At 58.7% G+C, this 16,896-nt stretch carries 17 protein-coding genes and 1 pseudogene; 14 read left to right on the top strand and 4 right to left on the bottom strand.

The window, feature by feature from the left end:
• Together AC3WQN_RS16895 and AC3WQN_RS16890 are read right to left on the bottom strand one after the other, a co-directional pair.
• On the bottom strand, nt 1–2,040 hold the full coding sequence (locus AC3WQN_RS16895) for a sensor histidine kinase (protein ID WP_103400040.1): 2,040 nt from the start codon (nt 2,038–2,040) through the stop codon (nt 1–3).
• A 45-nt stretch (nt 2,041–2,085) separates the two neighbouring features.
• The gene (locus AC3WQN_RS16890) at nt 2,086–3,003 is read right to left on the bottom strand and encodes a putative 2-dehydropantoate 2-reductase (protein ID WP_103400039.1); all 918 of its coding nucleotides are present in this window, start codon (nt 3,001–3,003) and stop codon (nt 2,086–2,088) included.
• Between the two features lie 143 nt (nt 3,004–3,146).
• Here AC3WQN_RS16890 and AC3WQN_RS16885 point away from each other — a divergent pair, with 143 nt between their 5' ends.
• Both AC3WQN_RS16885 and AC3WQN_RS16880 read left to right on the top strand, forming a co-directional pair.
• Nucleotides 3,147–3,632: a YajQ family cyclic di-GMP-binding protein gene (locus AC3WQN_RS16885; protein ID WP_103400038.1), complete on the top strand. Its 486-nt coding sequence runs from the start codon at nt 3,147–3,149 to the stop codon at nt 3,630–3,632.
• A 138-nt stretch (nt 3,633–3,770) separates the two neighbouring features.
• The gene (locus tag AC3WQN_RS16880) at nt 3,771–4,607 is read left to right on the top strand and encodes a mechanosensitive ion channel family protein (RefSeq protein WP_095078563.1); all 837 of its coding nucleotides are present in this window, start codon (nt 3,771–3,773) and stop codon (nt 4,605–4,607) included.
• 255 nt (nt 4,608–4,862) lie between these two features.
• Here the strand turns inward: AC3WQN_RS16880 and AC3WQN_RS16875 are convergent, their stop codons facing one another.
• Nucleotides 4,863–6,161, bottom strand: coding sequence for an OprD family porin (locus tag AC3WQN_RS16875; RefSeq protein ID WP_095145245.1), 1,299 nt, complete (start codon nt 6,159–6,161; stop codon nt 4,863–4,865).
• Nucleotides 6,162–7,084: 923 nt separating this feature from the next.
• Here AC3WQN_RS16875 and AC3WQN_RS16870 point away from each other — a divergent pair.
• Together AC3WQN_RS16870 and AC3WQN_RS16865 are read left to right on the top strand one after the other, a co-directional pair.
• Nucleotides 7,085–7,510 (top strand): HIT domain-containing protein, encoded by a 426-nt coding sequence (locus AC3WQN_RS16870; RefSeq protein WP_095078627.1) that lies wholly within the window; start codon nt 7,085–7,087, stop codon nt 7,508–7,510.
• 3 nt (nt 7,511–7,513) lie between these two features.
• On the top strand, nt 7,514–7,720 hold the full coding sequence (locus AC3WQN_RS16865; protein ID WP_095145248.1) for a SlyX family protein: 207 nt from the start codon (nt 7,514–7,516) through the stop codon (nt 7,718–7,720).
• 94 nt (nt 7,721–7,814) lie between these two features.
• Here AC3WQN_RS16865 and AC3WQN_RS16860 read toward each other — a convergent pair whose 3' ends face one another.
• A complete protein-coding gene (locus AC3WQN_RS16860) occupies nt 7,815–8,420 on the bottom strand; it encodes a cold-shock protein (RefSeq protein WP_103400037.1) in 606 nt (201 codons plus the stop codon).
• Nucleotides 8,421–8,909: 489 nt separating this feature from the next.
• On the opposite strand from AC3WQN_RS16860, the pseudogene AC3WQN_RS16855 reads away from it, so the two are divergent.
• The 10 genes and pseudogenes from AC3WQN_RS16855 to tolQ all read left to right on the top strand — a co-directional run bounded on the left by AC3WQN_RS16855 (nt 8,910) and on the right by tolQ (nt 16,873).
• Nucleotides 8,910–9,319, top strand: a pseudogene (locus AC3WQN_RS16855) (Dps family protein).
• Between the two features lie 293 nt (nt 9,320–9,612).
• Entirely contained in the window at nt 9,613–9,948 is a 336-nt protein-coding gene (locus AC3WQN_RS16850) for a ribbon-helix-helix domain-containing protein (protein ID WP_103400036.1), read from the top strand.
• Nucleotides 9,949–10,126: 178 nt separating this feature from the next.
• On the top strand, nt 10,127–10,348 hold the full coding sequence (locus AC3WQN_RS16845; RefSeq protein WP_010457489.1) for an FmdB family zinc ribbon protein: 222 nt from the start codon (nt 10,127–10,129) through the stop codon (nt 10,346–10,348).
• 105 nt (nt 10,349–10,453) lie between these two features.
• Nucleotides 10,454–12,229, top strand: a complete 1,776-nt coding sequence (gene aspS / locus AC3WQN_RS16840) for an aspartate--tRNA ligase (RefSeq protein WP_103400035.1) — start codon at nt 10,454–10,456, stop codon at nt 12,227–12,229.
• Nucleotides 12,230–12,346: 117 nt separating this feature from the next.
• Entirely contained in the window at nt 12,347–13,093 is a 747-nt protein-coding gene (locus tag AC3WQN_RS16835) for a YebC/PmpR family DNA-binding transcriptional regulator (protein WP_103400034.1), read from the top strand.
• 176 nt (nt 13,094–13,269) lie between these two features.
• Complete coding sequence (gene ruvC / locus AC3WQN_RS16830; protein ID WP_103400033.1) at nt 13,270–13,794, top strand: crossover junction endodeoxyribonuclease RuvC; 525 nt, start codon at nt 13,270–13,272, stop codon at nt 13,792–13,794.
• A gap of 119 nt (nt 13,795–13,913) precedes the next feature.
• Nucleotides 13,914–14,522, top strand: coding sequence for a Holliday junction branch migration protein RuvA (gene ruvA / locus AC3WQN_RS16825; protein WP_095078557.1), 609 nt, complete (start codon nt 13,914–13,916; stop codon nt 14,520–14,522).
• A complete protein-coding gene (gene ruvB / locus AC3WQN_RS16820; protein WP_103400032.1) occupies nt 14,523–15,584 on the top strand; it encodes a Holliday junction branch migration DNA helicase RuvB in 1,062 nt (353 codons plus the stop codon).
• 136 nt (nt 15,585–15,720) lie between these two features.
• Nucleotides 15,721–16,188 (top strand): tol-pal system-associated acyl-CoA thioesterase, encoded by a 468-nt coding sequence (ybgC, locus tag AC3WQN_RS16815; protein WP_095078555.1) that lies wholly within the window; start codon nt 15,721–15,723, stop codon nt 16,186–16,188.
• Nucleotides 16,178–16,873: a protein TolQ gene (tolQ, locus tag AC3WQN_RS16810; protein WP_095078554.1), complete on the top strand. Its 696-nt coding sequence runs from the start codon at nt 16,178–16,180 to the stop codon at nt 16,871–16,873. Before ybgC ends, tolQ begins: the two co-directional genes overlap by 11 nt.
• Nucleotides 16,874–16,896 lie beyond the last annotated feature (23 nt).

The following is a 16,896-nucleotide window of genomic DNA, read 5'->3' as shown; positions in this document are numbered from 1 at the left end:
TTAGCGCTCCAGTTGTCTGAGTTCGTGGGGGGCGAGCGGGGCGCTCGCGACTAATGGCAGGCGCAAGGTAAAGCAGGTGCCCTGGCCCTGGGTCGATTGCACTTCCATCTGACCCTTGTGGTTGTTGGTGATGATGAAGTACGACACCGAAAGCCCAAGGCCCGTGCCCTGGCCGATTTCCTTGGTGGTGAAGAACGGTTCGAAGGTGCGCTTGCGCACGCTTTCGCTCATGCCGATACCGTTGTCCTCGACCTGAATTTCCGCCCATGGCGGGTTCAGGCGAGTGCGCAGGATGATTCGACCAGGTTCGCGGTCGTCCTCGCGCTGGTGGATCGCCTGGGCCGCATTTTTCAGCAGGTTGAGCAGCACTTGTTCCAGCTCGTTGGCAGTGCCGGGGACAGGGCCCAGTTGCGGGTCGAACTGGCGAACGATGGCCTGGCCCTTGAAGTCGAAGCCAATGGTCAGGTCGAAATCATTGCTGGCGATCTCCACGGCCTGGTCGATCAGCGCTGGCAAGTCGCAGGGCGCCATTTGCCGGTTGCTGCGGCGGCTGAAACTGAGCATGTGGGTGACGATCTTCGCCGCCCGGGCGCCGGCCTGCTGGATGCCGTCGAGCAATTGCGGCACTTCGCGGCTTTGCAGGTACTGATTGACGCTGTCCAGTTCCAGGCCCAGTTGTTCGGCGGTTTCGATGTTCTTGGGCAGGTCGGCGGACAAGCGCCGGCGAATGTTCTGCACGTTGTGCAGGATGGCGCCCAGCGGGTTGTTGATCTCGTGGGCCATGCCGGCCGCGAGGCCGCCCACCGAGAGCATTTTCTCCGACTGCACCATCATTTCTTCCAGGGACAGGCGCTGGGTGATGTCGTCGATCCGGATCACCACGCCGCGTCCGGCACCGCCCATCAACGGATAAAAGGTCAGCGCATAGTGTTTGGCTTCATCATCCCGGGTCCAGGTCACGCGCTCGATCTTGACCACGCTGTGCTGTTCGACGGTCTCCCGAAGCTGCGGCAGAAACGGTTTGAGTGGTTCAAAGGCGAGAAAAATCGGCTGGTTCAAGGCTTCATCCAGGCGTGTGCCGGACAGGGCGCTGGCTTCCTGGTTCCACTGGGTCACGTACAGCTGTTCATCCAGGGCAATCAGGGCTGACGGCATCGAGTCGATGATGCTGTTGAGGTAGTTCTGAAAGCCCGTGAGCTTCTTCTCGATCTTGCTGCGCACCTGGACTTCCAGCTCCAGCTTGCGGTTGGTATGGCGGGTTTCTTCAGCCAGGCCCTGGGCCTGGTCGTAGGCGGCCTGGGAGTCGTCGCGGGCGCGCTTGAGTTGCTGCTCGCGGGCTTCGATGCGCGAGAGCATGGTGTTGAAGGCTTCAGCGAGGCTGCCGATTTCGTCGTGGTTACCGCGAGCGGCACGCAGGGCATAGTTTTCTTCGCGGGTCACCTGTCGGGACAGTTCTTCGAGTTGATGAATCGGCTGGGTAATCAGGCGTTTGATCTGCTGGGCAATCAGCATCCACAGCAGCACGCTGAAAATCAGGATCCCCAGGCTGGCTGTCAGGGTGCCGGTATAGAACGCGACCGGCAACTCACTGCTGGCGACCAGCAGCAGATGGCCGGGGGCCTGGCCCGGGCGTGGCAGTGTGATCAGTTGATTGCTGCGGAACTCCGTGGCCTGCCAGGTTTCAATGTGCCGAAAGTGTTTGGGCAGTTCGAGTGTCTCGCCATGCTGCACCTGGGCCAGGCGCTGGCCTTTGCCGTCATACAGGGCCGCTGCCCGTAACGGGGTGTAGCTGTTGAGTTCGTTGAGCAGGTTTTCAGCGTCTTGTGGCGAATTCAATGACTGGCTGGCAAGCGCCGGGTTGGAGACCAGCCGGCCGATGGTCTGCAGGGCTTGCGGTGCCATGCTTTCCTGGGAGATCCAGTAGGCGGCGCTGATAAAGGTCAGGTTGGCCACCAGTAACACGGTGATCAACAGCACCAACAGGGCGGCCAGCAGTTTCTGGCCGACCGGAAGGTTTTCAAGGCGCTGGCGCAAAGGCATGGGGGTCGTCGCTAAAGAAGAACAGGAGGCCAGCGTAGCCGCTGCTCAGTCGCTGGGCAATCCACGGGTACGCAGGTGCGCAATCAAGCGTTGCTGGAGTTGGTTGAGGTGCGGCAATACCAATTGATGCCGCGAGGCGACGGTGCAGGCATAACCCAGCAGGTAGCTGATTTCGGTCCGGCGCTGGTTGGCCACATCCTGGTACATGGATGAGTAATTGGCTGCCGTCGCCAGGATCACCCGCTCGACTTCCTGCTGCAGGTCGTGGGCGGCGGCGGGCTGGCCGCAATGTTCCAGCAACTCGCTCAGCTCGGCGCACAGGGTGGCGACTTCGCAATGGTGCTGTTGCAAGCCGCCGTTGCGGCAATCGTGCAGGACGGTCAGCGGATTGATTGCGCAATTGAGTGCCAGCTTGCGCCAGAGTCGAGTCAGAATCTCCGTGCTCCACTCATGAGGGATGCCCGCCGCGCTCATGTCCTCCAGCCAGACCGGTGCCACGGGTTGACGGGCGTCGCCCAACCAGGTGTAGCCGTGACCGGCGAACACCACGCGCCAGTCGCCATCGCGAAAGGCGCCTTCGGTACTCGAGGCAAAAATGCAGCGAGCGTGCGGAACGCGCGCGGCCACGGCATCCTGGCTGCCCAGGCCGTTCTGCAGCAGGATCAATTCGGCGTCGGGTGTCAGGCGCCTCGCCAATTGCGCCACGGCGCCTTCGGCATCGTAGGCCTTGCAGGCGACCAGCAAACGATCGATCGGGCCGACACACTCGAGGGTCGTCGCAGGGATCGCATAGTGGGTCGCTTCACCTTGCTCGACCAGGGTCAAGCCGCCTGTTGCCTGATAGGCCTGCAATCGCGCTGCATCGCGCAGTATCAATTGCACGGGTAGCCCGGCCCTTGCCAGGCGCGTGGCCCACAGGGTGCCCAGGCTGCCGGCGCCGAGGACATGCCAGGTGGTCGACATCAGTTTTTTGCTCGGATTGGCAGGCGCATGTGAGGCTCGCAGCGAAGATGGGGAAAGACCCGTTATAATCAGCGCGGATTTTAACCGCAAGCCAGGCGTGCTCCATCTTTATTGCGCGCGCCCTTTTTTACTGGAGAGACTACATGCCGTCGTTCGACGTGGTATCCGAACTGGACAAACACGAACTCACCAACGCGGTCGAGAACGCCGTCAAGGAACTCGACCGTCGTTATGACCTGAAAGGCAAAGGCAGCTTCGAGTTCAAGGAAAAGGACCTGACCGTCAACCTGACCGCCGAAGCCGACTTCCAGCTGGAGGCGATGATCGAGATCCTCAAGCTGGCGCTGGTCAAGCGTAAGATCGATGTGCAATGCCTTGAGGTCAAAGAGGCCTACGCTTCCGGCAAGCTGATGAAGCAGGAAGCCGTACTCAAGGAAGGCATCGACAAGGAGCTGGCGAAGAAGATCGTTGCTCACGTCAAGGATGCCAAGCTCAAGGTCCAGGCCGCCATTCAGGGCGAGCAGGTGCGTATCACCGGCAAGAAGCGTGACGACCTGCAAGAAGCCATCGCGGCGCTGCGCGGCAAGGAATTCGGCATGCCACTGCAGTTCAACAACTTCCGCGACTGATCAGTCTTCGGGGGAACCTCTCGGCGTTATTGACGTCCGAGGCCCAAGCAACGGCAGAAATGATCGAGCCTCGAGGGGCATGATCTTTCTGTCGCTTGGTTTTTATGTGCCGGGTAGCCGGGAATCAGGAGAGAAAATATGGATTTGAACGCTGAAGTGGACAACCTGGTGAAGGCTTCCCAGGCCTGGATCCCGATGATCATGGAGTACGGCAGTCGTGTGCTGCTGGCGGTCATGACACTGGCCATTGGCTGGTGGCTGATCAACAAGCTGACCCACAAGGTTGGCAAGCTGTTGGCGCTGCGCAATGCTGACCTGGCCCTGCAAGGGTTCATCAGCAGCCTGGCCAACATCGTACTCAAGGTGCTGTTGGTGGTGAGTGTCGCGTCGATGATCGGCGTTGAAACCACCTCGTTCGTGGCCGCCATCGGTGCCGCGGGTCTGGCCATCGGCCTGGCCTTGCAGGGCAGCCTGGCGAACTTCGCGGGCGGCGTGCTGATTCTGTTGTTCCGTCCGTTCCGCATTGGTGACTGGATTGAAGCCCAGGGCACGGCGGGCACCGTCGACAGCATTCAGATCTTCCACACGATTATTCGCACCGGCGACAACAAGACCGTCATCGTGCCGAACGGCGTGCTGTCCAATGGCATCATCACCAACACTAACCGTCAACCTACCCGCAAAGTGGTGTTCGACGTTGGCGTGGACTACAACGCCGATTTGCAGAAGGCCCGCGCGGTGCTGCTGGAACTGGCCAATGATGCACGTGTACTGGCCGATCCTGAGCCGGTGGCGGTGGTATCGACCCTGGGCGATAGCTCGATCACGCTTTCCCTGCGCGTCTGGGTGAAGACGGCGGACTATTGGGATGTGCTGTTCCACTTCAACGAGCACTCCCGCGATCGCCTGAAAGGGGCGGGTATTGATATTCCGTTTCCACAGCGCGTGATTCGCATGGTTCAGGAAACCGCCTGAACACATCGGTTGGAAGTCCGGCGCTGCAGGTCGGGTATTGGTGTTTGACTCAAGGGGCCAATTGGCCCCTTGAGTGTTTTTACAAAGCGGGAAGTTTAATAGTGCGCTAACTTATTATTAGCTTGCTATTAAATTTTCTGCGGCACCGCCTTTGTTTGTAACTGTCATCAAACAGTAACAAAAAAGCCCCTCACCTTATTCGGGTGAGGGGCTTTTTAGTTGAGCCAGGCTCTAGACGCTATTGAAAGCCGCTGATTACAAGATGCTCAGAGGGTATTCAACGATGATACGTACGTCGTTGTTGTCAGCCGTGTACTCTTCGTTGTAAGCGGTGTTGGCGCGGTAGATGGCGCTACGCAGACGCAGCGACAGATCCTTGGCCGGACCTTCCTGGAACACGTACTTGGTTTCGAAGTTGAACTCGTGCTCCTTACCTTCGGTACCGGAATCGGTCTCGATGTTGTCACCGTAAACATAACGGCTCATGAAGCTCAGGCCTGGTACGCCGTAGGTGGCCATGTTCAGGTCGTAGCGACCCTGCCAGGATTTCTCTTCACGACCGATAAAGTCGGAGATCTGGATGGAGTTGGCGACGAAGATCGTGCCGTTACCGTCAACGCCGTACAGGTAGTTGGTGTCGCCGGACGACTGCTGGTAGCCCAGGGTGAACTTGTGTGCGCCGAGGCTGTAGGCAGCTGCCAAGCTCCACAGTTTGTTGTCCTGCGCGCCGTACAGCGCCTGGCCCTGGTCTTTGGTCTTGTACGCGTTCAAGTCGAAGTTCAGCGATTGATCTTCGTTGATCGGCAGGGTGTAGTTGGCGTTGATGTACTGCTTCTTGAAGTAGTCTTCAACGTCGGATGCCGCGATGCCTGCCACGAAGTTGTCGGTGAACTGGTAGGTGGCGCCAGCGATGTTGGCGCTGGTCAGGCCAGGGTTGCCAGCACCGTTGATGCTGTCCTTGCCCATGCCGGTTTGCGAGCTGAGGGCGGTGAAACGACCTGCACTGACTTCCAGGCCTTTGATCTCTTTGCTGGTGAGGTAGGTACCCTCGGCAACTTCTGGCAGCAAGCGGCTGTCGTCGGTCGCGAATACCGGGCTGGCAACGAACTGGCGGCCGTACTTCAGGGTGGTGTCGGAGAGGCGGAACTTGACTGCGGCACCGGATTTGCCTTGTGCGTCTTCAGGTTCGCCAGCGCCGTTGCGGGCGAACATGCCGTTGCCGGAGCGACCTTCACCGCCATCCAGCTTGGCGGTACCCATGACCATTGCGTCCACGCCTACGCCGATGAGGCCTTGAGTGAAACCGGATTCGTAGGTAACCAGTTCACTGATACCGGTGTCCTGACGATAGCCGCTTTTGTAGCCGCCACCGGACTTGGCAATGTTGCCAGCGCCGTTCCTGAAGTCGCGGTTCATGTACTCGATACGAGTCTTGGCATTCAGACTTTGGTCTTCAATAAAGCCTTTGGCTTCGTCCTGAGAAGACGCGATTGCGAACTGCGAGGTGCCTGCTGAAACAGCCAGTGCGATCATGCTCCACTTCATCACGCGCATCGTGATTTGCTCCTTTGGTTTTTTTGAAGAGTTCTGCCGTCCCACCTGATTTATTATCTGGGCGGCTCTTTCTTTTTGTGTCGGCGCAAACTTATATCACGCCGACAATGTTGGCGATACTTGCGCTTTCATCCTTTCTGCATCTGTACGGGCCTGTCGCAAAATGCTCGCTCGAGGTCGTAATTCTGCAAATTCTGTGCATTCGGACCGACAACTTCAGCGTTGTTTGGCAAGGCTTGGGTGTCAGAAAAAAGAGTCCTTGTCCCGCACTTGAATCTCCTTGGGCTACCTTGCCGCTATTTTTTTATGGTCTAGAGGTTTCCGCTTCCGGCGGCCGCCTTATAGACGATGTGGGAATGAATGCAACAAACGTGCACAAATCGGCTTTTTTCTCCCGGTTTTTTCAATCAGCTTCGTTTCTGTGGGCAAGGCCTCATGAATACGGGGGTGTGAGGCCCGATTGTTCGTGCTTGACTCCCTGGTTGTTCTGGTGTTGCACCAAGACTGGGCGTGGTGATCAACACGAAATGTTACCGGTCCACCCTTTCGAGTGAGTAAACGGCGGATGCTTGAGGGACTCAGCGTAGACGCATTACAGATTCGTGCCGCAAAAACTCTGTAAATTTTAGTCAGGCCAGCGAACCAGGGGGCTTGGGCTCGGGCGTTGTCCGGCCTGGACGGAGAAAATGCTCGATCCGGAGCCTGTACATTCGTACCGGATTGGTGCGGGGGAAGGTGAGGTTGTTCCGTGGTGGGGCGTTGTCGTGCGTGGCAGGTTCCTGTGCGAAGTGACCTTGGTCGGGGTGTGACATTGGTCGTGAACCGCGCCCGGTTCGCGGGTATGCTGGTCTGGTATGGCATGCGCCGCAGTCTCGAAGGCCGGGCGTTTGGCAAAACTCATTGAATATGCGGGAGTGTGTGCGGTGTTCGCTTTAGATCCACGACTTGAACAAGACACCCTGCCGATCGGGGACTTCCCTCTCTGTCGGTTGTTGTTGTCCAACGATTCAAATTACCCCTGGTTCATCCTGGTGCCGCGACGGGCGGATATCAGCGAGCTGTTTCAACTGGACAGTCAAGACCAGGCGCAGTTGTGGCGAGAAACTACAGGACTTGCCGAGTTGCTCAAGGACTCGTTCGACGCCGACAAGTTGAATGTCGCGACCCTGGGTAATGTGGTTAGTCAGTTGCACATGCATGTCATTGTACGTAAGCGCGAGGATGCGGCCTGGCCAGCGCCAGTCTGGGGCAAGCACCCGGCCACGCCTTACACGGCCGAGCAGGTGGCGGCGATTCGAGAGCGGCTGCGTTTGGTGTTGACCGATGATTTCACGTTTCTGGAGGGTTGAGTCATGAGCCTGGAAGAGCGCGTTATGGATCTAGAAAGTCGACTGGCTTTCCAGGACGACACCATTGAGGCAATGAACGACGTGCTGGTGGCGCAGCAACGGGTGGTGGAGCGCTTGCAGTTGCAGATGACCGCGCTGCTCAAGCGACAGGAGGAAATGGCGGGGCAGTTTGAGTCCTTTGAAGAGGAAGCTCCGCCACCGCACTACTGAGTGTTGCTGTGTGCCGCCTGTCGGCGGGCAATAAAAAAACCGCGAGCAGCCTGGCTGCTCGCGGTTTTTTTTGAGCGTGGTTGCGTGGCTGGAATCAGCGGCGCGGCAACGCTGCGATCACATCTTCGGCTTGCAGGCCTTTATCCCGGTTCATGACCGAGAACTCCACGCGCTGGCCTTCGACCAGGACACGGTGACCTTCGCCGCGAATGGCGCGGAAGTGCACGAAAATATCATCACCCGAGTCGCGAGAAATGAAGCCAAAGCCCTTGGAGGTATTGAACCACTTGACGGTCCCGGTATCACGGTTGGTCATGTCATAGTTTTGATGAGTAGCGACTGTTGGCGAGGACTTGTAGAAGCTGACGGCCAGATGCAGCACTACCGCGACCAGCGCGACGATAAGGCTGAACAGGACGGCGGGATGACCGCCAATTTCCGGCATGGGCGCCAGAAGTGTCAGGGTTTGCAGGACGACAGTGAGCACCAGCAAGGCGCTGACCAGATTTTGCAGTTGCTGACGAACGCCTTTGTTCCAGTACGGAATCACCGGTGCGAGGGTCAGGTTGAGCAGGCCGAAGAACGCCAGGTACAGCGCGTCAGGTTGTTGCAGGTAGGGTATGGCTTCGGTTCGCAGGCTAGGGATAAAGGACAACAGCAAGGCTGCTGCGCCCGTTAGCAGGTGGACGATTTTCAACATTTTGATTGACTCACGTTAAGACGGATCGCAAGGAAGAGCTGATTGAGCGCGGTTCGCTTCTGAACAATGGGAGGCGTTGGGCACGCGCCCGCTATCAGCCTATGCACGGCACGCAAGGAAAGAGCGGCAGTGACACATCGCCTATTTAACAGCAAAGGCCGTACCTTCTCAAATCAGCGCGGGCGGCATGTGACCAAGGGCGCGGAGCAATCGGCGCGGGAGCTGAACCCGGTGCCGCCTGAACGCTTGTCCTAGAGGGTTTTTCCCGGTTTTCGGGGAGCTTGAGCGAGGTGTCGCCAGGCAATGCGGAATGGGAGGGGCAATCTGTCGCGGGAGGGACGTGAAACGAGTCTGTGAGGTGCAGGGGCTCTTGCTGCAGTGGTGGCGCACTCGTGGAATGGATTCATTACCAACAAGGGCAAAGGCAAGGTCATTGACATCGGTATCGGTGAGGTAGGTTGCAAGTCCATCGTTGACGGTTTTTTGTGATTGTTATCGGATATTTATGTGTTTTATCTGAAGGCCCGTGATTTCACTGGAATGTGACAAGGTGGGTGTTTCGCATCCTTCATTTAATGTTTAAAGAACAATATAACGAGTTGGCGTCGGCGGTGGATCTGATTGTCGAGTGTGTTCGTGCAGCGGGTTTTCCACGGCTGGGCGCATATTCGATCTGTGCGCGTATTTCTTTCATCTGGGAACAAGAGGGCGTACCAAGTGCCGAGGACATGATCCAGTAACTTGTCCCAGGGCAGGAGGCGGTCACTTGCACTGCACGAAGTCTGTTGCCCCTGCTGGATAAAGTCAGTGACGAGTCCACGACGGACCTGCTGGCGCAGCGCATGCGCGTTCATGAAGCGACCGCGTGGATGTTGCGCTCGCTGTTGGCTAATCGGTAGCCGCCCGTTGGCGGGTGGCGTCCTGCGGTGCCATTGGTGCGTTCCGTCCTGCGGGGTGGTGGGGGGTGTTTCCTGATCGCGTGCAACGCTTTTGCGCGCGCGGTTATTGAGTTTTTCTGTGTGCCTGTTTTTGTAGATTAAATCAGGGCTGCGTTAATAATCTTCTTTCTTTAGTTGGTTTGTCCTACGTGCGTGGTTATAAAGGCGTCTAGAAATAACGGTCGGTTTGCGCTTATATAACGGAACGGATCGTTGTTTCTGTTATGGAACTAAGGCAAGGGAGTGTCGACGGTATGGCTCGATTATCAGGGCGTGATGTAAGTGAAGTTGCCAGGTTTCCGGATATAAGGAATGATCCCTTTGTCCGGGAGTTTGATATGGGGCTGGTGTGCCCGTTGTCGCGATCGGTTCGGTTGAACGGATTCGCGACGTGTTTGAGATTGGAGCGGGTCTACTGGGATATTCTGGCCGATATGGCAAGGCTCAATGATTGTTCGGTAAGCGCCCTGCTTTCTTATGTCGATCGGGAGGTGCATCTGCGTCATGGCGGTGTGAAGAATTTCAGTGGGTTGGTCCGGGTGGTGTGTGTTGTGCACAGCTTGAGCGAGGGCGGCCATCACCCGCGGTGATCGGTGGATTGCCGGTCTGGACGGCTCCGTGTTCAGGTGCCTGTCGGTGGCAGACCCGGCTGAGCGCGTGCCCGTACAGCGTTACGGCTGCACAGGCTCGATTTAATGGATATAATCCCGCTCTTTGCCGCGAAACCGAATGTTTACGCGGGAACTATCTGATTGCCGAGACAGCCCCATGCCGATGTACGACTATCAATGTGCTTCCTGTGGTCATCAGTTGGAAGCCATTCAGAAGATCAGCGCAGCACCGTTGGTCGACTGCCCCGCCTGCCAGGCACCCGAACTGAAAAAAATGCTGTCGATGCCAGGCTTCCGCCTGAGCGGTACCGGTTGGTACGAAACCGACTTCAAGACCGGTTCGAAGAAAAATCTGGCTGGCGGCGACAAAGCTGACTGAGTTGAACGACACACCGGGCTCTTGCATTATCTGACGCTTCATTCAAATGCAGCGGTCGGCAAGACCTCCATCGAATTTCGAATTACGAGAAGTGAAACCACTACCATGATGCGCAGCCATTATTGCGGCCAACTGAACGAAAGCCTGGAAGGTCAGGAAATTACCCTTTGCGGATGGGTCCATCGTCGTCGTGACCACGGCGGGGTGATTTTCCTCGATATCCGTGATCGTGATGGTCTGGCCCAGGTGGTGTTCGACCCGGATCGTGCTGAAACCTTCGCCGCCGCCGACCGCGTGCGCAGCGAGTACGTGGTCAAGGTCACCGGCAAGGTGCGCCTGCGTCCGGCCGGTGCCGGTAACGCCAACATGGCTTCGGGCATGATCGAAGTGCTGGGCTACGAGCTGGAAGTATTGAACGAAGCGGAAACTCCGCCGTTCCCGCTCAACGAGTTCTCCGACGTGGGTGAAGAAACCCGCCTGCGTTATCGCTTCATTGACCTGCGTCGTCCGGAAATGCTCGAGAAGCTGCGTCTGCGTTCGCGCATGACCACCAGCATCCGTCGTTACCTGGACGAGAACGGCTTCCTCGACGTCGAGACGCCGATCCTGACTCGCGCTACCCCTGAAGGTGCTCGTGATTACCTGGTGCCGAGCCGTACTCACGCCGGTTCGTTCTTCGCCTTGCCGCAATCGCCGCAGCTGTTCAAGCAACTGCTGATGGTTGCCGGCTTCGATCGCTACTACCAGATCGCCAAGTGCTTCCGCGACGAAGACCTGCGTGCTGACCGTCAGCCTGAATTCACTCAGATCGACATCGAAACCAGCTTCCTCGATGAAAAAGACATCATCGGCATCACCGAAGGCATGATCCGCAACCTGTTCAAGGAAGTGCTGGGTCTGGAATTCGGTGAGTTCCCGCACATGACCTACGAAGAGGCCATGCGTCGTTACGGTTCCGACAAGCCGGACCTGCGCAACCCGCTGGAACTGGTTGACGTGGCCGACCAACTGAAAGAAGTCGACTTCAAGGTGTTCAGCGGCCCGGCCAACGACCCGAAAAGCCGTATCGCCGCCCTGCGGGTTCCGGGCGGGGCGAGCATGCCGCGCAGCAAGATCGACGACTACACCAAGTTCGTCGGCATCTACGGTGCCAAGGGCCTGGCGTACATCAAAGTCAACGAGCGTGCCAAGGGCGTTGAAGGCCTGCAGTCGCCAATCGTCAAGAACATCCCTGAAGCCAACCTCAATGTGATCCTGGATCGCGTTGGCGCGGTTGATGGCGACATCGTGTTCTTCGGTGCCGACAAGGCCAAGATCGTCAGCGAAGCCCTGGGCGCGCTGCGGATCAAGGTCGGTAACGACCTGAGCCTGCTGACGTGCGAGTGGGCACCGATGTGGGTAGTCGATTTCCCGATGTTCGAAGAGAACGACGACGGCAGCTTCACCGCCTTGCACCACCCGTTCACCGCGCCGAAGTGCACGCCAGAAGAGCTCGAAGCCAATCCGGCAACCGCGCTGTCCCGTGCCTACGACATGGTATTGAACGGCACCGAGCTGGGTGGCGGTTCGATCCGTATCCACCGCAAGGAAATGCAGCAATCGGTATTCCGTCTGCTGGGTATCAGCGAAGCGGAACAGGAAGAGAAGTTCGGCTTCCTGCTCGACGCCCTGAAGTACGGTGCGCCGCCGCACGGTGGCCTGGCATTCGGCCTGGACCGTCTGGTGATGCTGATGACTGGCGCCCAGTCGATCCGTGAAGTGATCGCTTTCCCGAAAACCCAGAGTGCGGCTTGCGTCATGACTCAGGCACCGGGTCTGGTGGATGCGAAGGCACTGCGCGAACTGCACATCCGTTTGCGCGAACAGCCGAAGGCTGAGTAAGGCTTGATCGCCGTGACGCATCGCAGGATGCGTCACGGGGTGTCAGAGCAGATTACGTTGCCCGCTCGCCTTCCAGGGCGTGCGGGCATTGTTTTTTTAGAGAATTCGGAGCGAGTTATGGCGGGTCATTCCAAGTGGGCGAACATCAAGCACCGCAAAGAACGTCAGGATGCCAAGAAGGGCAAGATTTTCACCAAGTGGATTCGCGAGCTGACTGTCGCGGCCCGTCAGGGTGGCGGTGACCCGGGTTCCAACCCGCGCTTGCGGCTGGCGCTGGACAAGGCCCTTGGCGCGAACATGAGCCGCGACATCATCGATCGTGCCGTTGCCCGTGGTGCCGGTGCGGCCGATACCGATGACATGGTCGAGCTGAGCTACGAGGGTTACGGCCCGGGTGGCGTGGCCGTGATGGTCGAGTGCATGACCGATAACCGCAACCGTACGGCGGCGGCTGTTCGCCATGCTTTCAGTAAGTGCGGCGGCAACCTGGGTACCGACGGCTCGGTGGCGTACCTGTTCGAGCGCAAGGGGCAGATTTCCTTCGCCCCGGGCGTTGATGAGGATGCGCTGATGGAAGCCGCCATGGAAGCTGACGCCGATGACGTTGTTACCAACGACGACGGTTCCATCGACGTGTTTACTTCGTTCGCCGGTTTCTATGCGGTGCGTAACGCCCTGGAAGCAGCGGGTTTCAAGGCGGACGATGCCGAGATCGTGATGTTGCCGACCACCAGTGCCGAACTGGACCTGGAGGGGGCCGAGAAGGTCCTCAAGCTGATCGACATGCTCGAAGACCTGGATGACGTGCAGAACGTCTATTCCAATGCGGACATCCCCGAGTCGGTGGCCCAACAGCTCGGCTGATTCGCCCTTTGCAGGCGCGAGCGTGCTCGCGATGAGCCCGAGAGCGGCGCGCTGATTCAAGTCATCAGCGTTATCGTTAACGACCATCGCGAGCACGCTCGGTCCTACAGGGAGGCTGGTGTCTTGCTACAGTACTGTGGACTCGAGACGTACTTTTCCTATAACCCGCAGGCGTTATGACTTTAATTCTTGGTATCGACCCCGGTTCGCGCATTACCGGCTATGGCGTGGTGCGCGATACCGGTCGTGGCTGCGTGTACGTGGCTTCGGGGTGTATTCGTACCGGCAGCGGCGAGCTACATGAACGGTTGCAAATTGTTTACCGCGGCGTGCGCGAAGTCATTCAGACGTATGGCCCGGTGACCATGGGCATCGAAAAGGTGTTCATGGCGCGTAACGCCGATTCGGCCCTGAAGCTGGGGCAGGCACGTGGTGCGGCCATTGTCGCCGGGGCGGAAGAAAGCCTGGAAATCGCCGAATACACCGCCACCCAGGTCAAGCAGGCGGTGACCGGGACCGGTGGGGCGAATAAAGAGCAGGTGCAGATGATGGTCATGCACATGCTCAAGCTCACCAGCAAGCCGCAAATCGACGCCTCGGATGCCCTGGCCATCGCCATTTGCCATGCCCACACCCGGTCCAGCCTGTTACCTCATGGCTTGGGGTCTGCTCGCAGTCGCGGCGGTCGTCTTCGCCTGTGATCTGATAGCATCGGCGCACGTGTTTTTTCCCGTTGAGCGTTTTGCGCCTGTCCTGTCGGCGATCACGCTCATTTTGGTACCCGAAAGCCAGATCTGGCCAACGCTTAAGGATTTGAAACGTGATTGGACGTTTACGCGGCACCTTGGCTGAGAAGCAGCCGCCGCACCTGATTCTGGATGTAAACGGCCTGGGCTATGAGCTGGAAGTGCCGATGACCACCCTGTACCGATTGCCGTCGGTCGGTGAGCCGATCACCTTGCACACCCATTTGGTGGTGCGCGAGGACGCCCAGTTGCTCTATGGTTTCATCGGCAAGCGCGAGCGTGACTTCTTCCGTGAGTTGATCCGCCTCAATGGCGTGGGCCCGAAGCTGGCGCTGGCCTTGATGTCGAGCCTTGAGGTCGATGAGTTGGTGCGCTGCGTCCAGGCACAGGACACCTCGGCGCTGACCAAGGTGCCGGGTGTCGGGAAAAAGACCGCCGAGCGTTTGCTGGTGGAGCTCAAGGATCGCTTCAAGGCCTGGGAGACCGTGCCGAGCATGTTCGCGCTGGTGCCGAACCAGCCGGATGCGCCGGCGCCGCTGCACAGTGCTGAAAACGATGCGGTCAGCGCGCTGATTTCCCTGGGTTACAAGCCGCAGGAGGCCAGCAAGGCGATCGCAGGCATCAAGGAGAAAGGCTTGAGCAGCGAAGACCTGATTCGTCGTGCCCTGAAGGGAATGATCTAAGTGATTGAAGCTGATCGTCTGATTGCCGCCACCGGTGGCCCGCGTGAGCGCGAAGAAGTCCAGGACCGGGCGATTCGTCCGGTCAGCCTGGCCGAGTACATTGGCCAGCCGACCGTTCGCGAGCAAATGGAGCTGTTTATCCAGGCTGCCCGCGGGCGCAACGAATCCCTGGACCATACGCTGATCTTTGGACCGCCCGGGCTGGGTAAAACCACGCTGGCCAACATCATCGCCCAGGAAATGGGGGTGTCGATCAAGAGCACCTCCGGGCCGGTGCTGGAGCGGCCGGGCGACCTGGCGGCGCTGTTGACCAACCTGGAACCTCACGATGTGCTGTTCATCGATGAAATCCATCGCCTGTCGCCCATTGTCGAGGAAGTGCTGTACCCGGCCATGGAGGACTTCCAGCTCGACATCATGATCGGTGAGGGGCCGGCTGCCCGTTCCATCAAGCTCGACCTGCCGCCGTTCACCCTGGTGGGGGCAACCACGCGCGCGGGGATGCTGACCAATCCGCTGCGTGACCGTTTCGGTATCGTCCAGCGGCTGGAGTTCTATAGCACGGCGGACCTGGCGACCATCGTCAGCCGTTCGGCCGGTATTCTCGGGCTGCCGCTGGACCCGGAAGGCTCGTTCGAAATTGCCCGGCGAGCACGTGGCACGCCGCGTATTGCCAACCGCTTGTTGCGTCGGGTGCGCGATTTTGCCGAAGTCCGGGCCAAGGGACATATCACCAAGCCGATTGCCGACCTGGCGTTGAACCTGCTGGACGTCGACGAGCGTGGCTTCGATCATCAGGACCGGCGCTTGTTGCTGACCATGATCGAGAAGTTCGATGGCGGACCGGTGGGGGTGGACAGTCTTGCTGCGGCGATCAGTGAGGAGCGACACACCATCGAGGATGTGCTGGAGCCGTACCTGATCCAGCAAGGCTATATCATGCGCACGCCCCGTGGCCGGGTGGTCACGCGGCACGCGTATCTGCATTTTGGCTTGAACATTCCGTCGCGCATGGGTGAGATGCCCGTGGTAGGCGAGTTTCTGGATGCAGTGGACGATTAATAAGCGGTCTGCGCCGATTTTTTCGGGTTTTGCGCTGTCCCAAGTGGCTGCGAAACCCTTCTTTGCCAGGAAAGGCGCAGAAGTATGAAAAACAGTTGCCTGGCGGATTGGCAACCTGAGGAGTAAGCACTAGAGTATGCGCGCGCAAAACGGGCTAGAGTCGTTCGCACATCGTTGTCGCGTTTATTACGAGGACACCGATGCCGGCGGCATCGTGTATTACGTTAATTACCTCAAGTTTATGGAACGGGCTCGAACCGAGCGGCTTCGTGAGCTGGGCTTTGCCCAGTCGCAGCTGGCAGGCGAGGACCTGTTGTTTGTCGTGCATTCCAGCGAAGCGCGCTACCACGCGCCGGCGCGACTGGACGACGAGCTTCTGGTAAGTGCACAAGTAATCGAATTGAACCGTGTCAGCCTGCGCTTTAAACAGCAGGTCAGGCGAGCCGCGGATAATGCACTGCTCTGCGAAGGGCAGTTTTTGGTGGCCTGTGTGCGCACCCATAGTTTGAAACCCCGGGCCATTCCCGAAGCTCTACGCGCGGCTTTTGCCGGCGAGAGCGGCGCGGGTACACACTCAGAGCAGGAGATAAAGCGTGGAAGCTAACGTCGTCGACCATTCCTCCATGTGGAGCCTGGTCAGCAATGCCAGTATCGTTGTGCAACTGGTAATGCTGATCCTGGTAGCCGCATCGGTGACCTCATGGATCATGATCTTTCAGCGCAGCAACTTGCTGCGCGCCGGTCGACGTGCCCTGGAGAGCTTCGAGGAGCGCTTCTGGTCCGGTATCGACCTGTCCAAGCTGTACCGTCAGGCCGGCAGCAACCCGGACCCTGATTCGGGCGTGGAACAAATCTTCCGTGCCGGCTTCAAGGAATTCTCCCGCCTGCGCCAGCAGCCGGGCGTTGACCCGGAAGCGGTCATGGAAGGCGTGGCCCGTGCCATGCGCGTGGCCATTTCCCGCGAGGAAGAAAAGCTCGAGCAGAGCCTGCCGTTCCTGGCCACCGTCGGTTCCGTGAGCCCGTACATCGGTCTGTTCGGTACGGTCTGGGGCATCATGAACTCGTTCCGCGGCCTGGCCACTGCCCAGCAAGCGACCCTGGCCACCGTGGCTCCAGGTATTGCCGAGGCACTGATCGCCACGGCGATCGGCCTGTTCGCCGCCATCCCGGCCGTCATCGCGTACAACCGTTTTGCGGCGCGCAGCGAAACCCTGACCAGCCGTTACTACACCTTCGCCGATGAGTTCCAGGCGATCCTGCACCGTAAAGTGCACACCAGCGAAGAATAAGCAGGTATTTCCCAATGGCTTTA

The organism is Pseudomonas sp. FW300-N1A1, assembly GCF_058789115.1.
The sequence above is the reverse complement of the archived record's forward strand: the minus strand, read 5'-3'. Positions and strand labels throughout refer to the sequence as shown.